Genomic DNA, 23,378 nt, shown 5'->3' on the forward strand with positions numbered 1-23,378 from the left:
GACATGGTAAAGCAGTGGTTTAAGTCTGGTTCTCCTTGGATTTGGATGACCGGCGGTGCGGTAAGCATCAGTTTAATCTCGGTTCTTGGCTTACTAGCCATGATTGCTTGGAAAGGTTTAAGCTTTTTCTGGCCATCAGAAGTAGTGCAATTTGAGCTGCAAGGCTCTGTTGCAAAACAAACAGTGATCGGTGAAATTTATGACCGCGAACTAGTTGCAAAATCTCGTATTGAGGCGACGGGCGTTGATTTATCTCATTACGACAAAGAGCAGCTAGAGCGCTTACTGATCAAAACCGGTAACCGTGAGTATGTTGATCTCGATTTCCGTTGGGTACTAGAGACAGACATTACATCGCGTACTGCGCCAGCAGAGCTTGCAGTATTCGAACGTAGCAAAAACGGTAACTTTTACGGTTATGTTGAGCAGGTTATTAAAGACGGTGAAGTTATCACAGATAACAAAATCGATGTGCTTTATGATCTTGTAGAGCGTGCTGTTGACCTGAATGACCAAGCGTTAGACTTACAAAATGGTGATATTGGTCATATTAACTATGAACTTGAGCGTTTACGCTTAAAAGAAAAAGCATACCAGCTTGATAACGAACTAACCGATGAGCGTGTTGCTGAGCTTGCACAAACTCGTGCTGAGTTACGTGCTGAATACACAGTGTTAGAAAAGCAGTTATTTGCACTTCGTAAAGAAGCAAAGCGTGACCAAGTAACTGTGAGAGACATGCGCGGTGAAGTGGTTACTTTACCTCTGTATCAAGTTCTTGATGTGTGGTTCCCTAATGACATGGGCTTCTTTGCTAAGCTTGGTCACTATTTTGTACAACTTGGTAAGTTTGTAGCGGATGACCCACGTGAAGCAAACACTGAAGGTGGCGTATTCCCGGCAATTTTCGGTACGGTATTCATGGTATTACTAATGGCAGTGATTGTGACGCCATTTGGTGTGGTTGCAGCGATTTACTTGCATGAATACGCAGCAAAAAATGCCGTGACTAAGATGATCCGTATCGCGGTAATCAACCTTGCGGGTGTACCTTCGATTGTATACGGTGTATTTGGCCTAGGTTTCTTTGTATACATGCTCGGTGGCAGCATTGACCAATTATTCTACCCTGAGTCGTCGCCAAGCCCAGTATTTGGTACGCCAGGTGTGATTTGGTCTGCATTAACGCTCGCAATTTTAACGCTGCCTGTTGTTATTGTTTCGACAGAAGAAGGTTTATCACGTATACCAAGTACGGTTCGTCATGGTTCATTAGCACTTGGCGCAACAAAAGCAGAAACGCTATGGCGCATCATCATTCCGATGGCAAGCCCAGCGATTATGACAGGTTTAATCTTAGCGGTTGCACGTGCAGCCGGTGAAGTAGCACCACTCATGCTTGTTGGTGTTGTTAAGATGGCACCAACACTGCCTCTTGATGGTAACTTCCCATACATACATTTAGATAGAAAATTTATGCACTTAGGTTTCCACATTTACGATGTTGGTTTCCAAAGCCCTAACGTAGAAGCGGCACGTCCGCTGGTATATGCCACGGCATTCTTACTGGTATCAGTAATTATCGCCCTGAATATCACCGCGATTGGTATTCGTAACCACTTACGCGAAAAGTTTAGAGCTCTTGAGCATTAATACAGAATTTTTATAGGTAGACAGAGATGATTACAGTTGCACCACAAGTAAACCAAGCGAAAAGCGCGGCAAAGCTAGATTTAGATAACCTAACTGCAGAGCAAACAGCGTTAGAGATTAAAAACTTAGATCTATACTACGGTGATAAACAAGCCCTTAGCGGCGTAAATATGAACATCCCGAAAGGTCAGGTAACAGCATTTATCGGTCCATCGGGTTGTGGTAAATCAACACTTTTACGTTGTATAAACCGTATGAACGACCTTGTTGATAGCTGTCGTATCGAGGGTGAGATCTTACTACATGGTCACAATATCTATGATAAGAATGTAGATGTTGCTGCATTACGAAGAAATGTTGGGATGGTATTCCAACGTCCTAATCCATTTCCAAAATCAATCTACGAAAATGTCGTTTATGGCCTACGCTTACAAGGTATTAAAGAAAAGCGTAAACTAGACGAAGTGGTTGAACAATCTTTACGTGGCGCGGCGTTATGGGATGAAGTTAAAGACCGTTTACACGATAGTGCATTTGGCCTATCGGGTGGTCAGCAACAGCGTCTTGTAATTGCTCGCTCAATTGCTATCGAGCCTGAAGTACTACTTCTGGATGAGCCTACATCGGCACTAGATCCAATTTCTACTTTAGTTATCGAAGAGCTAATTAACGACTTAAAGAATAAGTTTACCGTGGTAATCGTTACTCACAACATGCAACAGGCTGCTCGTGTATCCGACCAAACTGCGTTTATGTACATGGGTGAGTTGATTGAGTATTCAGATACCAATACGTTATTTACAACACCAAGCAAGAAGAAGACAGAAGACTACATTACAGGCCGTTACGGTTAGTTAATAAAGTTACTTGGTACCGTAAACGAAATTTATAGAGGTAGACAATGGAACATAATATCAATAAACACATTTCGGGCCGCTTTAATGAAGAGCTTGAAAATGTGCGTAACCATGTATTAAACATGGGTGGTTTAGTTGAACAACAATTAAACAGTGCACTGGATGCTGTTAGCAATGGTGATGCAGATCTTGCACAAAAAGTTCGTGAAAACGACTATAAAGTAAATGCAATGGAAGTGAACATCGATGAAGAATGTACACGCATTATCGCTCGTCGTCAGCCGGCAGCGAGTGACTTACGTCTTGTCATTGCCATTGCAAAAACAATTGCCGACTTAGAGCGTATTGGTGATGAAGCTGAGCGTATTGCTAAAGTTGCGCTAGACTCATTTACTAAAGATCAGCAAGACTTACTGGTAAACATTGAAAACATGGGGCGTCTAGTATCAAAAATGCTTCATGATGTACTTGATGCATTTGCACGTATGGATGTGCAATGTGCGTTTGAAGTACATAAAGAAGACGCTAAAGTTGATCGTGAATACGAAGCAATTACTCGTCAAATCATGACATATATGATGGAAGATCCACGTTCAATTCCGAAAATTATGGATTTAGTGTGGTCAGTACGTTCATTAGAGCGTATTGGCGATCGCTGCCAAAATATTGCTGAATACATCATCTATTTTGTAAACGGTAAAGATATTCGTCATACATCTCAAGCAGATATAGAAAAGTCGCTGTAATTAAGCCGCTACTTTTCATTATTAAATCGAGCGGCCCTAGGGCCGCTTTGTGTTTTATTGCTGATGTAAGGCAGAAAAAGCGTTCACAATCGAACACAATGCTGTAAAATTCGCAGCTGCCAAAGCATACTAATTTATAAAGGGTCAGTTATGCCTACAAATGCATTTTTAGGGGTTTTTGCTAAATCACCTATTAAGCCTATGGAAGATCACATTAAGAAAGTACATCAAGCAAGTAAAGCATTGATCCCTTTCTTTAATCACGTGTTTAAAGAAGAATGGCAAGAAGCGGAAGAAATCCGTTTAAACATTCGTAATTTAGAGCGTGAAGCTGATGAAATGAAACGTAACATCCGCCTTCAACTACCTCGTGGCTTATTTATGCCAGTTGAGCGTACCGATTTGCTAGAGCTTGTTACTCAACAAGACAAAATTGCTAATAAAGCAAAAGATATCGCAGGTCGTGTAGTTGGTCGTGAGATGATCATACCTACCGAAATCCAAACAGATTTCCTTGCTTATGTAATTCGTTGTGTTGATGCGACTAAACAAGCGTCAAAAGCAATCAATGAGCTAGATGAGCTGCTTGAAACGGGCTTCAAAGGTCGCGAAGTGACTTTAGTTGAAAAAATGCTCGTTGAATTGGACGCTATTGAACAAGACACGGATGACATGCAGATCAAAATTCGCCGTCAATTGCGCGCCATCGAAAATGAACTTAACCCTGTTGACGTGATGTTCTTATACAAGATCATTGAGTGGGTGGGCGAGCTTGCAGATATTGCAGAGCGCGTAGGTTCTCGTCTTGAGCTGATGTTAGCTCGTTAATTAAAAATCAGTTCAAACACGAAAAAAATTAAAGGTTCACACAATGGATATCATTGCAAATTACGGCACGTTATTGGTTTTAACTGCCGCCGCAGTCGGTTTCTTTATGGCTTATGGTATTGGTGCAAATGACGTTGCCAATGCGATGGGTACATCAGTAGGCTCAAAAGCACTTACAATTAAACAAGCAATCATCATCGCGATGGTGTTTGAGTTCGCTGGCGCATACCTTGCCGGTGGTGAGGTTACATCTACAATCCGTAAAGGGATTATCGATGCCACGCCATTTATGGACATACCTGAGTTAATGATACTCGGTATGATTGCAGCATTATTCGCTGCAGGTAGCTGGTTATTAATTGCCTCTTTCTTAGGCTGGCCAGTATCTACGACCCACTCAATTATTGGTGCCATCATTGGTTTCGCATTGGTTGCAGTAGGTAGTGAAGCAATCCAATGGAACAAGGTAATGGGTATCGTAGGTAGCTGGATTGTTACCCCTGCTATCTCTGGTTTTATTGCTTATTTGATTTTCATGAGTGCGCAAAAGCTAATTTTTGACACTGATGCACCACTTAAAAATGCTAAGCGTTTCGTACCTATCTATATGGGTCTAGCGGGCTTCATCATGTCACTTGTAACAATCAAGAAAGGCTTGAAGCATATCGGTATTAACTTAGGTGCTGTTGAAGGTTATGCGCTTTCTATCGCGATTGCTGTTGTAGTTGCTATCATCGGTAAGATTGCGATTGCTCGCCTTAAAATCGATCCTAAAGCTGATAAGAAAATGCAGTTCAACAACGTTGAGAAAGTGTTCGCAGTACTTATGGTACTAACAGCATGTTGTATGGCATTCGCACACGGTTCAAACGACGTTGCTAACGCGATTGGTCCATTAGCTGCTGTTGTAAACATTGTTGAGCACAACGGTGAAATCGCTAAGAAAGCGGCTATCGCATGGTGGATTTTACCACTAGGTGGTTTAGGTATTGTTGCTGGTCTTGCTATCTTAGGTAAGAAGGTAATTAAGACCATCGGTGAAGGTATCACACACTTAACACCAAGCCGTGGTTTTGCTGCTGAACTTGCTGCTGCTTCAACAGTTGTTATCGCATCAGGTACTGGTTTACCTATTTCTACTACGCAAACACTTGTAGGTGCGGTACTAGGTGTTGGTATGGCACGCGGTATTGCGGCTCTTAACATGGGTGTTGTAAGAAACATTGTAGTTTCTTGGGTAATTACATTGCCAGTTGGCGCAGCCCTTGCTATTGTTATTTTCTATGTACTGAGAACTGCCTTCGGGGTATAAAAAGTACTAAAAGACTTTTAGCTTGAAAAGATCTCAATGCCTTAGGTATTGGGGTCTTTTTATTTGCAGGTAGAGAATGAATAACTTACCAAGTATTAAACAACTACAGTATTTATTAGCAGTCCACCAACATCAACACTTTGGCCGCGCAGCAAGCGCCTGTTTTATCGGTCAATCAACCTTAAGTAGTGCAATTCAAAACTTAGAAGAAACCTTAGGTTGCCAACTTATAGAGCGTGAAAACCGCAGCTTAATGTTTACCGCAATTGGTGAAGAGGTTGTCGAAAAAGCACGTAAGATTATTGACGACACCCTTAGCCTTAAAGAGCTGACAAAGAGTTTTTTAACGCCTTTGAGTGGCACTCTCACGCTTGGTGTGATCCCGACGATTGCCAGCTTTATTGCTGCACCTTTATATCATTTCTGCAAACAGACCTTTACCGAGTTAGAGCTAGTGCTAGTTGAAGACACCAGTGACAAACTGCTCGACAAACTTGAACATGGGCAAATTGATATGGCATTGCTGGCTTTACCGTATGACACTGAAAAGTTTCATACACAAGTACTTGCTAAAGACCACTTCAGCCTAGTGCATCATAAAGATTATACTCCAGCAGATGGTGTGGAAGATTTTAATCTTTTACCGGATGCGAGTGTGTTCTTACTAGAACGTGAGCACTGCATGACTGGCCATGCACTAAGTGCTTGCCACTTGAATCGCTCAAGTTGTATTAACCCATTTGAAGCGGCAAGCTTACATACGCTATTAAGTATGGTTGAACACCAGCTTGGTGTTACTTTTTTACCACAAATGGCTATCAATGCGGGCATTTTAGATAAAAAAGAGATGGTCGCAACACCATCGCAAAATGATGCATACCGAGATATTGGTATCGTGTGGCGTAAAACCACGGGCCGGATCAGAGACTTTAGGCTGTTTAGTCAGCAGCTAGAGCTGTTTCTCAATAAGCAATGTAGCTTAGACGGTCAGTGTGACAACGAATAAATAATAAAAAACCCCAAATAAAAAATATTTGGGGTTTTTTGTTATTTAAGCAAACTATTTTTTTCCTTCCCTCGACTAACATAATAACAAAACCATTAAAGGCAGATCAGATGACGAGGCTAACGTGTTTTTTCAATCACTTGAGACACTAATTGCTAAAGCGCAACAGGGCAATAAACGGGCGTGGTTGAAATTAGTCAAGCAGCACGAAACACAGGTATATAACTATTGCCTAAGGATGTTAAGTCACCCTGATGATGCAATGGATTTAATGCAAGAAGTGTTTATTTCTGTTTATAAAAGCTTACCGAGCTTTCGTGGTGAATCGAGTTTTAATACTTGGCTCTATCAAATTGTGCACCGGCGCAGTGTTGAATATTATCGTCGTCGTAAGTTGCATCAAGGTTTAGATGGTATACCTGAAGAAAGCTGCGAGCATAGTGAGTTAGAAACGAATCAACTGCAATCTGAGCAGCATCATGAACTCAAAGCAATGATGAACAATTTACCCTGGGAGCAACGCTTGGTGGTGGAGTTAAAGTTTTTTCAGTACTGTACATTTGAAGAAATCGCTGAGCAATTAGGTATTTCAACCAATACAGCTAAATCAAGACTATACAGTGCTCTAGGCAAGTTAAAAGTGCATTTGGAGGCCGTAGATGGCTAATTTAGATTCATTATTTACCGCATGGTTAGAGGGCGAAAGCCTCACTGAAGAGCAAATTGCGTTGCTACAAGCCAATGCTGAGTATGCATCAATGATGAACAATGCAATGCAGTGGCAACAACAAAGTCAACATTATGAAACGGTACCCGTACCAAATTGGGATCGAGAATCTACGATGCCCAAAGTACAAAAACAAAGTCTGTTTTTTGGTGCTGGGGTGTGGGCAGTGGCTGCGTCAATAGTATTTTGCGCATGGGTTTTTGTTAGTAATCCACAGCAAGGAAACCAGCAGTTACTAGAGCAAGTGGCCAAGCAAACCAATTTATTAGAGTCACAACAAAAGCAAATTGATCAGTTACAAAATATCATTACTGCGCAAAACGAAGTGCAGCAACAGCAGATGTACCAACTGGCCAAAGAAGCGATTAAAACCGGGCGAGTAGAGCGCCAAGAAGATATTGCCAGCGTGCTGGCTTATATCAAAACACAGCGTGCCCAAGACCAAGCGTACTTACGTATGCAGTTAAATGATTTAGCAGAGCAAGTGGAAGGCGGACCATTGCCAACCGTTGCCAACAATTTGGAGTATTAAGATGTCAAAATACAAATCAACTACGGCAGCCTTATTGCTTTGCACAGCAGTAAGCTTACAGGCACAAGCAAGTGATGAATTAGATAAAATTCAGCGTGAAGTCGGGATTATGGAAAAAATCCTCACTGCGGCGTTAAAACAAGATACCGATAACAAGGTAAGAAATGTGTCTTCGAGTTATTTGCAGCATCAAGGTGTGGTGTTTAGCTTTGATGTACGAGGTAGTTCACGCTGGTCTACCGTGTTTGCCTCTGTACCCGGTGCGCCGCTGCCACCCATGCCAGATATCGATTTTGAAGAACTAACTGAAATCGAAGTGTTAGGCGAACATGTGCAAGTGATCAGCGATGCAGTAGTCGTGAAAACGCAAGAAGCCTACCAGCAGGCTATGGAAGTGATGCGCGAAAGCGCTGAGCGAGTACGTGAAGTCGCTGAGCAAGAGCGCGATGTAAGTCGTGAAATTCGTGATCTTGAGCGTGAAAAGCGCGACCTTGAATTTGATCGTCGTCACGATAAAGATGCCAAAGAGCAAGAGCTCGAAAAACGTAAACAAGCATTACAAGCATCGATTAAAGAGCTTGAAAAGCAACAGCTAAAGTTATCACAAAAGCAGCAGCAAATGCGCAAAGAGTTAGCTGAGAAAAAACAAGCCCGCGTAAAAGAGCAAAAGCAACAGCTAGCAGCCCTAGCACAGCAAGTAGATAAAAGCTTATCTCTGACTCTATGTGATTATGGTAGCGGTTTAAGAAGTTTACCTAACGATGAACATGTGAGCTTTATCATCCGTGGTGTTAGCGAAGGTAAAACTGAACAAGTAAAAGTGTTTAAAAAGTCTGACATTAAAAAGTGTGTGGTTGGCGATATAAAAGCCGCGCAATTACTCGAAAAAGCATCAAGTTATAGTTTTTAAATTCTCCCAACTAAAAAAGCAGCCTAAAGTGGCTGCTTTTCATTCATTGAAAATGGTTTTAAGTCGGGTAAAAACAACAAGTAAACCCACACGACTAAGTTAAAGTAAGGTACTAAACCTAACCCTGTAAAGGTTTTTACCGGATACCCTTTTAAGCTCGCATTACGGTAACATTGATACGCTATCCCTAGATTTACAATCAGCAACAAAACGATTAGTTGTGTCATCACTTTTCTCCATTATACCGCCAATACATGGACTTAACGATGTTAAGTTATGCTTAGTATGTTTAATATAATAAGTAATGTCATGTTTATTATAGATAATCACTATAAAAGCACGACATTTAATCTTGCTGTGGATTTAAGTATAGATGAGTATTGTCAGTATGGAAGCAAAATTTCTTAGAAAAAATGTTTAAAAATGTATCAAGCTTTGCTCTAAATAGGCTAGATAATTGTTAGTTAAACAGATTATTTTCAGATATTTTTTTAAGTTCAGCCGTTATTTTTTCAACAGGCATCGGGCGAGCAATGAAGTAACCTTGCCCATAATCTACGCCGATATCTTTTAGCGCTAAAAATATCTCTTGATTTTCAACATATTCAGCAACAGATCGTTTATCAAGGGAACGGCTAATATCATTAATTGCTTTTACCAGCGCTAAATCGATTGGGTCGTTCAGCATGTCGCGAACAAATGAACCATCAATTTTTACATGTTGAGCCGGTAATTGTTTAAGGTAGTTGAAGGTACTAAAGCCTGTACCAAAGTCATCAATTGAGAAGTGACACCCTAAGCCGTTCAAACGCTCGATCATGGCACGGGTTGCAACGAGGTTATTAATACTCGCAGACTCTGTGATCTCAAAAATGATACGTGTTGGTTCAACAGCATATTCTTTTAAGCTCGACTCTATATGAGGCAGTAAGCGTTCATCTAAAAACGACTGTGCTGATAAGTTAATTGCGACTTGATTAAGCTCTGGGTACTCGGCAACGCTCTTAATGGCATTACGAATAACACATTGGTCCATCAAGAAAGTATCGTTTAGAAGCTCTAAAGCAGGAATAAACTGATTAGGGTAGATGAGTTCATTATCAAGCTTTAAGCGTAATAGCGCTTCAAAGTAGGCGACGTGGCCGCGTTTAAAGTCCCAAATCGGTTGATAGTGCAGTTCGATAGCATCATGTTGTAATGCTTGGCGAATGCTATGACCCCATTCAAGACCGGCTTGTAAACTATTGTGATGACTATCTTCTTTTGAATAACAGTGTACTAAGTTGCGGCCTAAGCTTTTTGCTACATAAAGAGCGATATCAGCTTGTTTTAAACATTCACTTGGGTCGTTATTTTGCTCAGTGATTTGTGTTAAACCAATTGAACAGCTAATTGAGTACTCTTGGCCTTCTGAATGAAAACGGTGCTTTTCAATCGCCATACAAATACTTTCTGCCACCAAGTGTGCATCGAGTAAGTTAGTATTTTTTAAGATCACGGCAAATTCATCACCACCGATGCGGCACACCAAGTGCTCATCACTGATATTCGCTGTAAATAACTGAGCAACTTCTTTTAGAACGATGTCGCCTTGTTGGTGACCTTTACTGTCGTTGATAATTTTAAAGTGATCTAAGTCGATATAAATCAGCGCATGCTCGGTATCTTTACTGGTGTACTTGGCCTTACAAATACGTTGTAATTGTTGGTCAAAGTAATAACGGTTATGCAGCTCTGTGAGCGTATCGTGCAAGGCTAAATGACGAAGTTGTAGCTCTGCCTGTTTACGCTCATGAATGTTATCGATAGTGGCGGTAATAGTCGCTGAGTTTTGGCTATTTTTTATTAGTTGTAAGCGACATTCAACCCAAATGGCATTACCATTTTTATGTTTTAGCTGGATCTCTACCTGTTGCTGTTGCTCACCACCAAGCAAAATACGCTGAATGGTATCTTGTAGCTTTGTTTTGCACTCCGGTAAGCAAAAGTCTGTTAGTGACTTTGCTAAACTAGATTTTATGCCATAGCCCGTTAAATGCTCCCAAGCTGGGTTAATAAAGCGAATATTACCCTCTTGGTTAAACTCAAGTACCACCGTATTTAGGTGTAATAAAATACGTTGGTGGGCAGAAAACAGCTCTTTATAACGGCTTTGACTTTGGCTTAGTTGTTCTACTTTTTGTGCAAACTCTGCGTAGCTCACCATGAAATCTTCACGACGAGCAGCGTGGTCACACACTTTGCTTAATAACGAGTGATCGTAAGGGGCGCGAATAAAATCAGTAACGCCAGAAAGTAACAACTGCTCCGCGTAATCTGCATCATTGTTATCAATGATGGTTACAATCGCCTGTTTTGGGTTGTGTTGTAATATTTCGCTAATTAACCCAGCTGCGGTATCAGAATGAGACTCGGTGGCGTCAATCAATACAATGGCAAATTTTTGTTGTAAAAAAGTAGCTAGCGTCGCTTTTGTAGACGTGGTGTGAGTAATAGCAAAACTGAGTTTAAGCTGCTCGCTAATATCTTTTGCTTTGCGACTATCGGTTTCAAGTAGCAATAAATTGAGGCGGCTACTTTTTTCAAGATGGGTTGATAACACGTTGGCTAGCATTTGCGGCAGCATATCTTGGCGTTCAAATGGCAATACGGCATCAATGCCATAGCTGCGAGCCGTGGTTTCGGCTATACGTTCACAATAAATTGGTGGAGTAAGTAAAATAGGTGTGTTTTTTGGTGTTTTTAATAACCCTGAACGGATCATGCGCGAAAAACGCCAACCATCAATCTTACCAACCTCAAGACCGGTAATGATAATATCCACTGGGTGGCTTTTAAGAATTTTTAGCGCATCTTGAGAGTCACTGGCTTCGATAAACGTGAAGACATTAAGTTTGTTTAATGTGGTCTTAATTGTTTCACGCTCAGCAACGCTTGCGTTTAAAATTAGCAGTTTCAACTGCTTTGCCATGGCGCTACTACCTCTTACCTAACCCATGTTTATTGAATAGGCTAGAATAATGACATTTTGCCTAATCTACAAGCAAACTTTACCTAAAAGCGGTTAATAAGTACTTAAGTCTGTAAACCTGTAAACGGCCATTCACTTGGTCTAGGGCTTTGCTTGAGGTAGTGGACGTATCAGAGTAAACTTGGCGCGTTTTTATTAATGAGAGATATGCTCTATGCGCGTAGCTGATTTTAGCTTTGACCTTCCTGATGAATTAATTGCTCGTTTTCCGAAAGCAGATCGAACTAGCAGTCGTTTACTGACGCTTGATGGCCCATCAGGGCAAGTTGAGCATAAAGTATTTAGTGATATTTTATCGCTCGTTAATGAAAATGACTTATTAGTTTTTAATAACACCAAAGTGATCCCTGCTCGCATGTTTGGGCAAAAAGAATCAGGCGGTAAGCTTGAGGTGTTAGTAGAGCGTGTACTTGACGAACACCGTGTGCTTGCGCATGTACGAGCTAGTAAATCGCCAAAACCAGGCTCAAAAATCATTCTAGAAGGTAAAGCAGAAGCAACCATGGTTGCGCGTCATGGCGAGCTTTTTGAGCTTGAATTTGCCAAAGACGAAAATGTACTCGATATCTTAAACGAGATCGGTCACATGCCATTACCTCCCTATATTGACCGCCCTGATAATGAGTCAGATCGTGAGCGTTATCAAACTGTTTATGGTGAAAAGCCAGGTGCCGTAGCCGCGCCAACAGCTGGCCTGCATTTTGATGATAAATTAATGGCAGCCTTAAAAGACAAGGGCATTAACATGGCCTTTGTGACCTTGCACGTGGGCGCTGGTACATTCCAGCCTGTGCGCGTTGACTCAGTTGATGAGCATGTTATGCACTCAGAGTACATCGAAGTACCAGATGAAGTGGTTAAAGCGGTAGCCGAAACGAAAGCAAAAGGTGGTCGTGTAATCGCTGTAGGGACTACATCAGTCCGCTCATTAGAGTCAGCAGCTAAAGTGCACGGCGGCAAACTAGATACTTACTTTGGCGATACCGATATCTTTATTTATCCGGGTTATCAGTTCAATGTGGTTGATGCCATGGTGACAAACTTCCATTTACCTGAATCAACGTTAATCATGTTAGTAAGTGCCTTTGCAGGCCAAGAGAACATAATGGGGGCTTACCATACGGCTATTGAGCAGAAGTATCGCTTCTTTAGTTATGGTGATGCGATGTTCTTAACGCGCAAATAACGTTAAAAAGCCCAGTTTTTGAACTGGGCTTTTTATTTTCGAATTTAGCTCAATTAATAGTAATAAACCTGCAAACAGGGTAGAATCGAGCGGTTAAATTATAGCTTGTTGGACTGTTTTTCCGACACTGAGGATAATATGAAATTTGAATTAGACCGCACTGACGGTAAAGCGCGCCGCGGCCGCTTGATTTTTGAACGTGGTGTTGTAGAAACGCCAGCATTTATGCCGGTAGGTACTTACGGTACTGTAAAAGGTATGACGCCTGACGAAGTGAAAGATACTGGTGCACAAATTTGCCTAGGTAACACTTTCCACTTAATGCTGCGTCCTGGCACAGAAATCATTAAGCAGCACGGCGATTTACACGACTTTATGAATTGGGATCGTCCAATTCTAACTGATTCAGGCGGTTTCCAAGTATTCAGCTTAGGCGCAATGCGTAAAATCACTGAAGAAGGCGTGATGTTCAGTTCACCCGTTAATGGTGAAAAAATCATGCTTTCGCCAGAAAAAGCGATGCAAGTTCAGCGTGATCTAGGCTCTGACATCGTGATGATCTTTGACGAATGTACGCCATACCCTGCGACTGAAAAAGAAGCGAAAGATTCTATGGAGTTGTCACTTCGCTGGGCTAAACGCTCAAAAGAAGGTCATGGTGATAACCCAGCTGCGCTGTTTGGTATTATCCAAGGTGGTATGTACCCTGAGCTTCGTGCACAATCGCAAAATGGCCTAGAAGAAATCGGCTTTGATGGTTATGCATTAGGTGGTTTATCGGTTGGTGAGCCGAAAAACGAGATGATCAACATTCTTGACCACTGTGCTTACAAAATGCCTGAAGACAAGCCTCGTTACTTAATGGGCGTTGGTAAACCAGAAGACTTAGTTGAAGCAGTTCGCCGTGGTATCGATATGTTTGACTGTGTGATGCCTACGCGTAACGCACGTAATGGTCATTTATTCGTAACTGGCGGCATTGTTAAAATTCGTAATGCAGTACATAAAACAGACACCGGTCCATTGGATCCTGAGTGTGATTGTCATACGTGTAAAAACTATTCACGTGCATACTTGCATCATCTTGATAAATGTAATGAAATCTTAGGCGCACGTCTAAACACGATTCACAACTTACGTTATTATCAACGCGTGATGGAAGGCTTACGTAATGCCATCAGTAATGGCAAACTAGACGAATTTGTTGCAGATTTTTATGCACGCCGCGGCCAAGAAGTGCCAGAGCTTGCAGATACATCAGATTAAATTTTTAGAAAAATTAAAGAGGAAGTGAAATGAGTTTATTCATCTCAAACGCCCACGCAAGTGCGGCAGGTGCAGCACCAGCGGGTGGTGGCATGGAAATGCTAATCATGTTGGGTATTTTCGGTCTGGTATTTTATTTCTTAATCTACCGTCCACAAGCTAAGCGTGTAAAAGAGCATAAAGCCCTAATGAGCGCAATGGCTAAAGGCGACGAAGTACTAACGCAAGGTGGTTTAGTAGGTAAGATTGCTAAAATCGCTGATGACAAAGACTTCATCGTGATTTCATTAAACGACCAAGCAGAAGTAACAGTACAAAAATCAGCTGTTTCTGCAGTATTGCCAAAAGGCACTATGAAGTCGCTATAACAATAAAAATAAGGACTCACACGTGTTAAACAAGTTTCCATTATGGAAGTATTTACTTGTTCTTGTAGTGTTAGTCGTTGGTATTTTATATGCCTCTCCTAACTTGTATGGCCGAGACCCGGCCATACAAGTATCGGGCACTAAAGGTACTGATGCTGACCTCAGCGTACTCGATAAAGTAAATGCGACTTTCAAAGAACATAACGTTACTGTTAAATCAAGCAAACTTGAAGATGGACAAATCCTCGTTCGTTTTAAGAATGTTGAAGACCAACTAAAAGCGCAAGATCTACTGCGTGATTCCCTTAGTGAAGATTATATCTCTGCAATCAATATGGCACCTGCTCAACCAGAGTGGTTAAAGTCACTGGGTGGTAACCCAATGAAACTAGGCCTAGATTTAAGCGGTGGTGTTCACTTTACTATGGAAATCGACATGGCGACGGCGGTTGATACTCAGCTTGAGCAAATGGAACAAGATTTCAAAAGTGACTTACGTGAAGAAAAACTGCGTTATCGCACCATTCGCCGCGTAGCGAACAGCGAGCGATTACGTGTTGAAATGCGTAACGAAGAAGATAAAAGCGCAGCAGAGCGTTTCTTATCAACTCGTTACCCATTAAACGTTTACATTGATGATAGCAGCAGCGACAATGCTTTTTACGTGAGCATGAGCGAGCAAAAGCTAAAAGAAATTCGTGACTACGCTATCAAGCAAAACGAAACAATTATCCGTAACCGTATTAACCAAATCGGTGTTGCAGAGCCTAACGTACAGCGCCAAGGTGCTGAACGTATCATCGTGCAACTTCCGGGTGTACAAGATACAGCGCGTGCTAAAGAGATTCTAGGTGCAACAGCAACTCTAGAGTTCCGTGAAGTTGACGAAAACGCAGATGCAAGTGCAGCGCTTCAAGGCCGTTTACCGCCTGGTACAGAAATGATCATGGCGCGTGAAGGTTACCCAGTGGTTCTTAAGCAGCGCATCATTCTTGAAGGTAGCCACATCACTGGCGCGCAATCAGGTATGGATGAGTATCAACGTCCACAAGTTAGTATTACGCTAGATAGCAAAGGTGGCGCAAAAATGAATGCGTTCACTAAGCGTGCTATCGGTAAACGCATGGCTACAGTATTTATCGAATACAAGCCATCAGGTAAAACAGATGAAAACGGTAAAGCACTTCCGCCAATTAAAGTGGAAGAAGTGATTAACGTGGCGACCATTCAAGCGCGTCTTGACCGTTCATTCCGTATTACAGGTATCGATAACCCAGCTGAAGCACATAACCTTAGCCTATTACTTCGTGCTGGTGCACTGGTTGCGCCAATTCAAATCGTTGAAGAGCGTACGGTAGGTCCAAGCCTAGGTCAAGAGAACATCGAAGCGGGTATGACTGCCGTTGTGCTTGGTTTCGTGTTTGTACTGGTATTTATGCTTATTTATTACAAAGGTTTCGGCATGGTGGCGAATATCGCTCTGGGTGCCAACCTAGTATTAATTGTTGGTGTGATGTCGCTTATTCCGGGTGCTGCGTTAACGTTACCGGGTATTGCAGGTATCGTATTAACCGTAGGTATGGCGGTTGATGCCAATGTACTTATCTTCGAACGTATTCGTGAAGAACTTGCTGATGGCCGTAGTCCACAACAAGCCGTTCATTTTGGTTACGACAGCGCGTTTAGCACCATTTTAGATGCTAACATCACAACGCTTATCGCAGCAGTGATTCTATTTGCAGTGGGTACAGGTCCTATTGCTGGTTTCGCAGTAACGCTAGCGATTGGTATTATCACCTCTATGTTTACAGCCATTGTTGGTACCCGTGCGGTAATCAACTTGTTCATTGGCGGTAAGCGTATTGATAAGTTGTCGATTTAGGAGTCAGCATGCAAATTTTAAAACTCGGTGGTAAAACACTCCCGTTTATGAAGTTAAGAAAGTTTGCCATGACATTATCAACTTTGTTGATTTTGGCTTCTTTCGTGTCGTTTTTTACTAAAGGCTTAAATTTTGGTCTCGACTTCACTGGCGGTACCGCTGTTGAGGTAGGCTTTACACAAGCACCTGATCTTAAAGAAGTACGTGATGCAATCACTGAAAGTGGCTTTGAAGATTTCTCAGTGCAACTGTTTGGCTCAAGTAAAGAAATTCTAGTGCGTCTTGCTCCGCAAGGTGCTGGCGTAAAAGCAGAAGTAATTGGCAACCAAATCATTACGGCATTACAAAAAGTTGAGTCGACAGTAGAAATGCGTCGTATCGAATTTGTTGGCCCAAGTGTTGGTGAAGATCTAAAAGAGCAGGGTGGCCTTGCCATGTTAACTGCGCTTATCTGTATCTTAATTTACGTTGCGTTTCGTTTTGAATGGCGTTTTGCGGTAGGTGCTGTATCAGCACTATTACACGACGTTATCATCACACTAGGCTTATTCTCTGTACTTGGCCTAGAGTTTGACTTAACGATTCTTGCGGCGATTTTGGCGGTAATAGGTTACTCACTCAACGATACCATCGTTGTATCTGACCGTATCCGTGAAAACTTCCGTAAAGTGCGCATTGATGACACGATTGAAATTATCGATATTTCATTAACGCAAACGTTAAACCGTACCCTAGTAACATCAATCACCACTATCCTAGTATTGATTGCGTTATTTGGCTGGGGTGGTCAAACGATCCACGGTTTCGCAACCGCATTACTGTTTGGTGTGTTCATCGGTACTTATTCATCTGTTTATGTTGCTTCAGCTGTAGCAATTGCAATGGGTGTAAGTAAAGAAGACTTAATTCCTGAAGTAATTGAAAAAGAAGGCGCGGATCTCGATCCTATGCCTTAATAAGTGATACAAAAAGAAACCGCCCTAATTAGGGCGGTTTTTTTATGGGAGACATTATGAAACACCTGATGTTTAGCGTGTTTATACTTTTAATGCTCAGTGCTTGTGACGATAAGCCTGAGCCAGAACAGACTGATGTGCAGCAAATACCTGAGGTAACACTTCAGCAGCAGTTTGACAGCTATAAAGGGTTGGCTTGGCAAGTCGTAGAAGCACTACAAAATCAATCAACTGCTCAGCAATTACAAGACCTGACGTTCAAGTTAATTACTTCATCAACAGGTTTGTTTTTAAACCTAAAAGCACAATTGCCAGAGTGTGAGGCAAGTTTGCATGCGCTGGCAGACGCAACAGAGTTTCAACAACAAAGTGATGACGCAGATGCATTGCAGAATGAAATGACAATTAATGTAGAGCCTGAACTACCTGAGTTTGCGGCGCCAAGCTGTTATCACGCACAGCAGTTATTACTTAATCCACTTGCAGTTTATAAATTAGCGCAACAAGCTGATTTAGCTACGAGTGATTACCAAAATGCTAAATTAAAAATGACTGATAGTTTTGCCCGCATTAAGCAACTTGAGCTCATCACCGCTATTGAGTAGTCTGCACTCGTCATAGCCTTGCCATAAAATTGTCATACAAGGTTGATAATTTACCCACCTATTTGTATTACTAACGCTAGGTGTAAGGTGAACGCACAACTACAGCAGATCTTAGATAACAGTGCAATTGAAACCTTGTTTCAACCTATCTTTGATATTTCTAATCAACATATTTTGGGTTATGAGGCATTAAGCCGCGGCCCAAAAGGGTCTGAATTAGAAATGCCGAGTGCATTATTCAGCGCAGCAATTGCTTGCCATAAGATCTCTGAATTGGAGCTACTTTGCCGCAGTAGAGCAATTGAGAACTTTGTGAAACTCAATTTACAAGGCAAGTTATTCTTAAATGTAAGCCCTAAAACCTTACTCGACCCTTGCCACCCTACAGGTGAAACATTACACCTAGTTGAACACTTTGGCCTTGCAACCAATCGGGTCGTTATTGAGGTTACAGAACAAGAAAAAGTCGATGATGGTTTTTTATTGTTAAAAACCATTGCTCATTATCGTGAGTTAGGTTTTTCGATTGCTATTGATGACTTAGGGGCTGGCTATTCTGGCTTAAAGCAGTGGTCTGAGTTATGTCCTGAGTTTGTAAAAATAGACCGCTACTTTATCGACCACTGCGATCAGAGTGTGGTTAAAAAAGAGTTTTTAAAGTCAATTATAGAGCTTGCAAAAGCCACCAATACGCAAGTTATCGCAGAAGGCATAGAACGGGCAGAGGAGCTTCGTTTACTCGAAAGCTTAGGTGTGCAACATGCACAAGGCTTTTTACTTGAAAGGCCGAGCTTACAGCCAAGTTACGAAATAAATATTCACTGCTTAAAACACTTAGAGTCATCAGACAATAGCAATACTTTTGAGCAGTCTATGGCGATTGGTTGGTTGGCAGTCGAGCACGCCAGCATTGAATCAACAACACGCTGTAAAGATGCCCACAGTATCTTTGAGCAAGATAAAACGCTAACTAGTCTTGCCGTATTAGAGCACAATATTCCTGTTGGTTTATTACACCGAGATCAACTCACTGAAGTGTTTGCTGCTCCCTATGGCCATGCACTTTATGATAAGCAGCCAGTTACTTCTTTAATGGATAAACAGCCGTTAATCGTTGACGAAAACGAGTTACTCGATACGGTGAGTCAGCAAATTACCGAGTTTGAGTTTGATATTCGACGCCATATTGTGATCACTCGAAATGGTGAATACTTAGGTTTGGCGCCATTGCGTAATATCTTAAAACACATTACCGAAGAAAAAATCCGCCATGCACAACATGCCAACCCGCTGACTATGCTGCCGGGTAATGTCGCGATTAACGAAGCAATTGAGCTGAGACTTCGTAATAACTATCCGTTCTCACTCGCATACGTTGATTTAAACCACTTCAAACAATTCAATGACCTGTACGGTTATGCCAGTGGTGACAGCGTTATAAAATTACTTGCTGAAGTCATCGTCGAGGCCTGTAGTACTAGCAAAGGGTTTGTCGGGCACATTGGCGGTGATGACTTTATGGTGGTGTTTGATAAAAATGATGCAGAGCAAGTTTGCCATAACATTATTAGTAAGTTTGAGCTGCAGTCTCGGGCCTTTTTCACACCAGAACATATTGAGCAAGGGGGTTATTGGGCAAGCAATCGAGAAGGTAAAAAGCAGTTTGTGCCACTGCTTACATTATCAATTGGTTTAGTTAAGCCTGATTTAGAGCTATGTATTAACAGCCACCAAGTCGCAGCGCTGGCAACTGATGCGAAAAAAGAGGCCAAACGTTATCAGAGTAGCCACTTGTTTGTATGTAAACGTAGCCGACCAGCCCCCGCAGTGGTACGTTTAAGCAGCCATAAAGATGAAGCGATATCTGCCCGCTCATGAAGAAATTTTAAGTTTGCTTAATTTTACTTGTGTCCCTGTTTAACTGGGTGTAGCTTAAAAAAAACACAATAAACAAAATAACAATGAAGCGACTATGTAGTGCAATCCTAGTATTGCTAAGCCTAGGATACAGCCTTACCACAGAAGCTAAAAATGTGGTCAATTTAGCGATTGAACAACGCCCACTTTATAAACGCGATTATTACCTTCATGAATTGCTGGCAGCGGCTTTACGCGCCAGTAATTATCAAGCAGCAATTAACGAAGTGTTGGTTCACCCCCATCAACAACGTACCTTACTAATGCTTGATGAAAAGCAGGCCGATGTGTTTTGGAGTATGACAAGCCCAGAGCGTGAACACCTAGCCATTGCTGTGCCAGTCCCTTTGTTTAAGGGTTATATTGGTAAACGCGCATTACTCACTAAACGGGCGTTTTTACCGCGCTTCAAAGGTATAAAAACGAAACAAGATTTAGCCCCATTTAACGCTATTCAAGGCCATGATTGGCCCGATACAAAAATCCTTGCGCAAAACGGCTTAACAGTCAGGCCACTGGCAAATTATCAAGCGATGTTTAACTTAGTGATTAGAGGGCGAGTTGATTATTTTCCACGTTCGTTTATTGAAGTCATGTCTGAAATTGAACAAATCAAAAGTGACGAGCTGGTTATAGTGCCTAACCTTTATATTAGTTATCCAACAGCATTTTATTTTTTTGTCAGTAACCACAAGCCTGAACTAGCTGAGGTATTATTAAAAGGGCTCAACACGATGAAAAGCTCGGGCGAATTTGAGCAATTATTTGCCAGTTACTTTGCTGAAGACTTAGCTAAGTTGCCATTTAAAGAAGGTGAAGTCATAGAGATAAAACTCGACAACGATTATTTTCAGCCACAAAAAAAGGAGCCTTAGCTCCTTTTTTGCATTTTTACATTACAACCGCTATTAGCGAAGTAGTGACTCAGTTAACACTGGGCGAATTTCACGAATGATCGCTTGAGTTAACTTAGGTGCACCACAAATGATGTTGCCGCTTTGGTTATAGTTAATACCACCTGCGAAATCAACAACCATACCGCCAGCTTCTTTAACTAAAAGCTCGCCTGCTGCTGTGTCCCATGGCTTAAGGCCAATTTCAAAGAAACCATCAACACGACCCGCTGCAACATAAGCCATATCTAATGCAGCAGAACCTGCACGGCGAATATCAGCAGTGTGCACGAAAAGTGCTTTAAACGCTTCAGAGTATGCGTCTAAGTGGTGCTTTTGTTTGAATGGGAAACCAGTTGCAAGAACAGAACCTGCTAACTCGTTAGTTTTAGTTACGCGTAAACGCTTGCTGTTAAGCTGTGCGCCTTGACCACGAGAAGCAGTGAATAATTCACCGCGGATTGGATCATAGATAACAGCTTGGTCTAAACGACCTTTAACTTTAAGTGCAATAGATACTGCGAAATGAGGGATACCCTTGATGAAGTTAGTTGTGCCATCAAGAGGGTCTACAATCCATTGGTAATCTGCATCTTTACCTTTATGCTCACCTAGCTCTTCACCTACGATAGTGTGATCTGGGTAAGATTTTAAAATAGTGTCACGAATTGCGGCTTCAGCTTCTTTGTCGATGTTAGTCACTAAGTCGTTAGTGCCTTTTTGTTGTACATCAACTTTTGATAAATCTTCACTTGCGCGAAGTAAAATTTTGCCTGCGTTACGCGCAGCGCGAACCGCAATGTTTAACATTGGATGCATAGCATTACCTTTGGGTTGTAAAAGAACGAATATATTTAAGCCGGCGTATTCTAGCGATTTCTAGCGTAAAGTAAACAATAAACTCGAATAAATTAGGTTGTTTTTTGTACAGGGTTGAAATGCAAGGGGATCCTATTACACAACAAGCGGTAAGCTTAAAGTTTGAAGACGAACGGTGTTATGTTTAGGTCTTTGCCAAAGACCTACTTCGTAGGGGGCACTTTAGTGCCGAAAATATTTACACAAAGAGAAATGAACGAGAAGAAAATGAGGAAGTGACAATCATGCTTTTGTTTCCTCTTTAGCGCAGCGTCTCTTATCCTCTTTGTGAACATTTGGTTTTCTCTGTGTAGCGCGAAGCGCCTCTGTGCTCTCTGTGGTTCAAATATGTTTTGTACAATATGCACAAAGAGAAGTGAACGAGAAGAGAAAGAGAAAACTACAGATTTTTCCTTCCTCTATAGCGCAGCGTCTCTTTATCTCTATGTGAAAATTTGGTTTTCTCTGTGTAGCGCGCAGCGCCTCTGTGTTCTCGGTGGTTCAAATTTGTTTTTGTAAAATATGCACAAAGAGAAGTGAACGAGAAGAGAAAGAGAAAACTACAGATTTTTCCTTCCTCTATAGCGCAGCGTCTCTTTATCTCTTTGTGAGAATTTGGTTTTCTCTGTGTAGCGCGCAGCGCCTCTGTGTTCTCAGTGGTTCAAATATGTTTTTGCATAAAGATAAGTGAACGAGAAGACAAAGAGAAAACCGCAGATTTTTTTCCTCTATAGCGCAGCGTCTCTTTATCTCTATGTGAAAATTTGGTTTTCTCTGCGTAGCGCGCAGCGCCTCTGTGTTCTCGGTGGTTCAAATTTGTTTTTGTAAAATATGCACAAAGAGAAGTGAACGAGAAGACAAAGAGAAAACTACAGTTTTTTCTTCCTCTATAGCGCAGCGTCTCTTATCCTCTTTGTGAGTCATAGAATTATTGCGCGATGTAATATCGCGCCTTACCGCTTACCGTTCAAAGCATATCGCCTAGCGCTTGTAGCCATGTTATAATCCCCGCAATTTTTGACTTTCAGTAAGTAACAACGCAATGACACTTGATGATATTCGTATCGTATTAGTTAACACATCACATTCTGGTAATATTGGCTCAGCGGCACGTGCTATGAAAACGATGGGCTTATCAAATTTATATCTTGTTGATCCTGCTTGTGAAATTGATAGTCATGCGAGTGCGCTTGCAGCCGGTGCAACAGATGTTTTAGGTAAAACAGTGGTTGTTGATACACTGGCAGATGCGATTGCTGATTGTGGTTTAACAATTGGTACTAGCGCACGCTCACGTACTTTATCTTGGCCAATGGTTGAGCCGCGTGAATGTGGTGAAAAGTTAGTAGCTGAGGCTGAACAGGGTCCTGTTGCACTCGTATTTGGTCGCGAAAATAGTGGTTTAACGAATGAAGAACTACAACAATGTAACTACCACGTATGTATTCCTGCAAATCCTGAGTACAGCTCACTAAATCTCGCGATGGCCGTGCAAACACTGTGTTATGAAACACGTATGGCATATTTAAATAAACAGCCAAAAGTACAAGAAGAAGACGAAGTAACCTACCCAAATGCGAAGCAAACTGAGCTTTTCTATGAGCATCTAGAGCAAACGCTAAACAACACAGGTTTTATCATCAAACAGCACCCAGGCATGGTGATGACTAAACTACGTCGCTTATTTAACCGCGCACGTCCAGAAGAAGCTGAGATGAACATTTTACGCGGTATTCTTACCTCTATTAATAAGTCTATTAAATAATCACAGGTTATAAGTATAATACTTGACTAAATTACTCAGGTAATTACAATGTACCCAGTACTTGACTGTTTTTGTCAAGT

At 41.7% G+C, this 23,378-nt stretch carries 21 protein-coding genes; 18 read left to right on the top strand and 3 right to left on the bottom strand.

The features are described from left to right. The first annotated feature begins 3 nt into the window (after positions 1 to 3). The 9 genes from pstA (at position 4) to ISP07_RS11420 (ending at position 8,571) form a co-directional block, all read left to right on the top strand. The gene (gene pstA, locus ISP07_RS11380) at positions 4 to 1,653 is read left to right on the top strand and encodes a phosphate ABC transporter permease PstA (RefSeq protein ID WP_054552474.1); all 1,650 of its coding nucleotides are present in this window, start codon (positions 4 to 6) and stop codon (positions 1,651 to 1,653) included. Between the two features lie 26 nt (positions 1,654 to 1,679). Beyond that, complete coding sequence (pstB, locus tag ISP07_RS11385) at positions 1,680 to 2,507, top strand: phosphate ABC transporter ATP-binding protein PstB (protein ID WP_209327672.1); 828 nt, start codon at positions 1,680 to 1,682, stop codon at positions 2,505 to 2,507. 47 nt (positions 2,508 to 2,554) lie between these two features. Beyond that, the gene (gene phoU, locus ISP07_RS11390; protein ID WP_138616855.1) at positions 2,555 to 3,256 is read left to right on the top strand and encodes a phosphate signaling complex protein PhoU; all 702 of its coding nucleotides are present in this window, start codon (positions 2,555 to 2,557) and stop codon (positions 3,254 to 3,256) included. A 150-nt stretch (positions 3,257 to 3,406) separates the two neighbouring features. After that, on the top strand, positions 3,407 to 4,084 hold the full coding sequence (locus tag ISP07_RS11395) for a TIGR00153 family protein (RefSeq protein ID WP_209327673.1): 678 nt from the start codon (positions 3,407 to 3,409) through the stop codon (positions 4,082 to 4,084). A gap of 43 nt (positions 4,085 to 4,127) precedes the next feature. After that, positions 4,128 to 5,396 (top strand): inorganic phosphate transporter, encoded by a 1,269-nt coding sequence (locus tag ISP07_RS11400; protein WP_209327674.1) that lies wholly within the window; start codon positions 4,128 to 4,130, stop codon positions 5,394 to 5,396. 76 nt (positions 5,397 to 5,472) lie between these two features. Further along, a complete protein-coding gene (locus tag ISP07_RS11405) occupies positions 5,473 to 6,402 on the top strand; it encodes a hydrogen peroxide-inducible genes activator (RefSeq protein WP_199529794.1) in 930 nt (309 codons plus the stop codon). 124 nt (positions 6,403 to 6,526) lie between these two features. Beyond that, complete coding sequence (locus ISP07_RS11410) at positions 6,527 to 7,069, top strand: RNA polymerase sigma factor (RefSeq protein ID WP_209327675.1); 543 nt, start codon at positions 6,527 to 6,529, stop codon at positions 7,067 to 7,069. Next, complete coding sequence (locus ISP07_RS11415; protein WP_138600189.1) at positions 7,062 to 7,661, top strand: hypothetical protein; 600 nt, start codon at positions 7,062 to 7,064, stop codon at positions 7,659 to 7,661. The genes ISP07_RS11410 and ISP07_RS11415 overlap by 8 nt, the downstream gene beginning before the upstream one ends. Before the next feature lies 1 nt (position 7,662). Next, the gene (locus tag ISP07_RS11420; RefSeq protein WP_209327676.1) at positions 7,663 to 8,571 is read left to right on the top strand and encodes a hypothetical protein; all 909 of its coding nucleotides are present in this window, start codon (positions 7,663 to 7,665) and stop codon (positions 8,569 to 8,571) included. A 23-nt stretch (positions 8,572 to 8,594) separates the two neighbouring features. Here ISP07_RS11420 and ISP07_RS11425 read toward each other — a convergent pair whose 3' ends face one another. Next, positions 8,595 to 8,798 (bottom strand): hypothetical protein, encoded by a 204-nt coding sequence (locus ISP07_RS11425; protein ID WP_054552483.1) that lies wholly within the window; start codon positions 8,796 to 8,798, stop codon positions 8,595 to 8,597. A gap of 233 nt (positions 8,799 to 9,031) precedes the next feature. Then, positions 9,032 to 11,542: an EAL domain-containing protein gene (locus ISP07_RS11430; protein ID WP_209327677.1), complete on the bottom strand. Its 2,511-nt coding sequence runs from the start codon at positions 11,540 to 11,542 to the stop codon at positions 9,032 to 9,034. A gap of 214 nt (positions 11,543 to 11,756) precedes the next feature. On the opposite strand from ISP07_RS11430, the gene queA reads away from it, so the two are divergent. The 8 genes from queA to ISP07_RS11470 all read left to right on the top strand — a co-directional run bounded on the left by queA (position 11,757) and on the right by ISP07_RS11470 (position 20,657). Next, a complete protein-coding gene (queA, locus tag ISP07_RS11435; protein WP_166339883.1) occupies positions 11,757 to 12,788 on the top strand; it encodes a tRNA preQ1(34) S-adenosylmethionine ribosyltransferase-isomerase QueA in 1,032 nt (343 codons plus the stop codon). Positions 12,789 to 12,926: 138 nt separating this feature from the next. After that, the gene (gene tgt, locus ISP07_RS11440; RefSeq protein WP_209327678.1) at positions 12,927 to 14,054 is read left to right on the top strand and encodes a tRNA guanosine(34) transglycosylase Tgt; all 1,128 of its coding nucleotides are present in this window, start codon (positions 12,927 to 12,929) and stop codon (positions 14,052 to 14,054) included. Positions 14,055 to 14,083: 29 nt separating this feature from the next. After that, positions 14,084 to 14,422 (top strand): preprotein translocase subunit YajC, encoded by a 339-nt coding sequence (yajC, locus tag ISP07_RS11445; protein ID WP_036973302.1) that lies wholly within the window; start codon positions 14,084 to 14,086, stop codon positions 14,420 to 14,422. A 22-nt stretch (positions 14,423 to 14,444) separates the two neighbouring features. After that, complete coding sequence (gene secD / locus ISP07_RS11450; protein ID WP_209327679.1) at positions 14,445 to 16,304, top strand: protein translocase subunit SecD; 1,860 nt, start codon at positions 14,445 to 14,447, stop codon at positions 16,302 to 16,304. Between the two features lie 8 nt (positions 16,305 to 16,312). Beyond that, positions 16,313 to 17,260, top strand: coding sequence for a protein translocase subunit SecF (secF, locus tag ISP07_RS11455; protein ID WP_054552488.1), 948 nt, complete (start codon positions 16,313 to 16,315; stop codon positions 17,258 to 17,260). A gap of 56 nt (positions 17,261 to 17,316) precedes the next feature. Further along, positions 17,317 to 17,865 carry a hypothetical protein gene (locus tag ISP07_RS11460; RefSeq protein ID WP_209327680.1) on the top strand — a complete coding sequence of 183 codons (549 nt, stop codon included), beginning with the start codon at positions 17,317 to 17,319 and terminating at the stop codon, positions 17,863 to 17,865. An 87-nt stretch (positions 17,866 to 17,952) separates the two neighbouring features. After that, complete coding sequence (locus ISP07_RS11465) at positions 17,953 to 19,743, top strand: GGDEF domain-containing protein (RefSeq protein ID WP_209327681.1); 1,791 nt, start codon at positions 17,953 to 17,955, stop codon at positions 19,741 to 19,743. An 83-nt stretch (positions 19,744 to 19,826) separates the two neighbouring features. Beyond that, on the top strand, positions 19,827 to 20,657 hold the full coding sequence (locus tag ISP07_RS11470; protein WP_209327682.1) for a substrate-binding periplasmic protein: 831 nt from the start codon (positions 19,827 to 19,829) through the stop codon (positions 20,655 to 20,657). Positions 20,658 to 20,690: 33 nt separating this feature from the next. On the opposite strand, the gene suhB is transcribed toward ISP07_RS11470, so the two are convergent. Then, positions 20,691 to 21,494, bottom strand: a complete 804-nt coding sequence (gene suhB, locus ISP07_RS11475) for an inositol-1-monophosphatase (RefSeq protein WP_054552496.1) — start codon at positions 21,492 to 21,494, stop codon at positions 20,691 to 20,693. A gap of 1,081 nt (positions 21,495 to 22,575) precedes the next feature. On the opposite strand from suhB, the gene trmJ reads away from it, so the two are divergent. Next, a complete protein-coding gene (trmJ, locus tag ISP07_RS11480) occupies positions 22,576 to 23,298 on the top strand; it encodes a tRNA (cytosine(32)/uridine(32)-2'-O)-methyltransferase TrmJ (RefSeq protein WP_209327683.1) in 723 nt (240 codons plus the stop codon). The last annotated feature ends 80 nt before the right edge of the window (positions 23,299 to 23,378 follow it).

Source organism: Pseudoalteromonas sp. PA2MD11 (genome assembly GCF_017808125.1).
In the GTDB taxonomy this organism is placed as follows: Bacteria; Pseudomonadota; Gammaproteobacteria; order Enterobacterales; family Alteromonadaceae; genus Pseudoalteromonas; species Pseudoalteromonas simplex.

Excerpts from the sequence above, each read along its gene's own strand:
- pstA (WP_054552474.1), top strand. The coding sequence starts at position 4 with ATGGTAAAGCAGTGGTTTAAGTCTGGTTCTCCTTGGATTTGGATGACC.
- pstB (WP_209327672.1), top strand. The coding sequence starts at position 1,680 with ATGATTACAGTTGCACCACAAGTAAACCAAGCGAAAAGCGCGGCAAAG.
- phoU (WP_138616855.1), top strand. The coding sequence starts at position 2,555 with ATGGAACATAATATCAATAAACACATTTCGGGCCGCTTTAATGAAGAG.
- ISP07_RS11395 (WP_209327673.1), top strand. The coding sequence starts at position 3,407 with ATGCCTACAAATGCATTTTTAGGGGTTTTTGCTAAATCACCTATTAAG.
- ISP07_RS11400 (WP_209327674.1), top strand. The coding sequence starts at position 4,128 with ATGGATATCATTGCAAATTACGGCACGTTATTGGTTTTAACTGCCGCC.
- ISP07_RS11405 (WP_199529794.1), top strand. The coding sequence starts at position 5,473 with ATGAATAACTTACCAAGTATTAAACAACTACAGTATTTATTAGCAGTC.
- ISP07_RS11415 (WP_138600189.1), top strand. The coding sequence starts at position 7,062 with ATGGCTAATTTAGATTCATTATTTACCGCATGGTTAGAGGGCGAAAGC.
- ISP07_RS11420 (WP_209327676.1), top strand. The coding sequence starts at position 7,663 with ATGTCAAAATACAAATCAACTACGGCAGCCTTATTGCTTTGCACAGCA.
- ISP07_RS11425 (WP_054552483.1), bottom strand. The coding sequence starts at position 8,798 with ATGACACAACTAATCGTTTTGTTGCTGATTGTAAATCTAGGGATAGCG.
- ISP07_RS11430 (WP_209327677.1), bottom strand. The coding sequence starts at position 11,542 with ATGGCAAAGCAGTTGAAACTGCTAATTTTAAACGCAAGCGTTGCTGAG.
- queA (WP_166339883.1), top strand. The coding sequence starts at position 11,757 with ATGCGCGTAGCTGATTTTAGCTTTGACCTTCCTGATGAATTAATTGCT.
- tgt (WP_209327678.1), top strand. The coding sequence starts at position 12,927 with ATGAAATTTGAATTAGACCGCACTGACGGTAAAGCGCGCCGCGGCCGC.
- yajC (WP_036973302.1), top strand. The coding sequence starts at position 14,084 with ATGAGTTTATTCATCTCAAACGCCCACGCAAGTGCGGCAGGTGCAGCA.
- secF (WP_054552488.1), top strand. The coding sequence starts at position 16,313 with ATGCAAATTTTAAAACTCGGTGGTAAAACACTCCCGTTTATGAAGTTA.
- ISP07_RS11460 (WP_209327680.1), top strand. The coding sequence starts at position 17,317 with ATGAAACACCTGATGTTTAGCGTGTTTATACTTTTAATGCTCAGTGCT.
- ISP07_RS11470 (WP_209327682.1), top strand. The coding sequence starts at position 19,827 with ATGAAGCGACTATGTAGTGCAATCCTAGTATTGCTAAGCCTAGGATAC.
- suhB (WP_054552496.1), bottom strand. The coding sequence starts at position 21,494 with ATGCATCCAATGTTAAACATTGCGGTTCGCGCTGCGCGTAACGCAGGC.
- trmJ (WP_209327683.1), top strand. The coding sequence starts at position 22,576 with ATGACACTTGATGATATTCGTATCGTATTAGTTAACACATCACATTCT.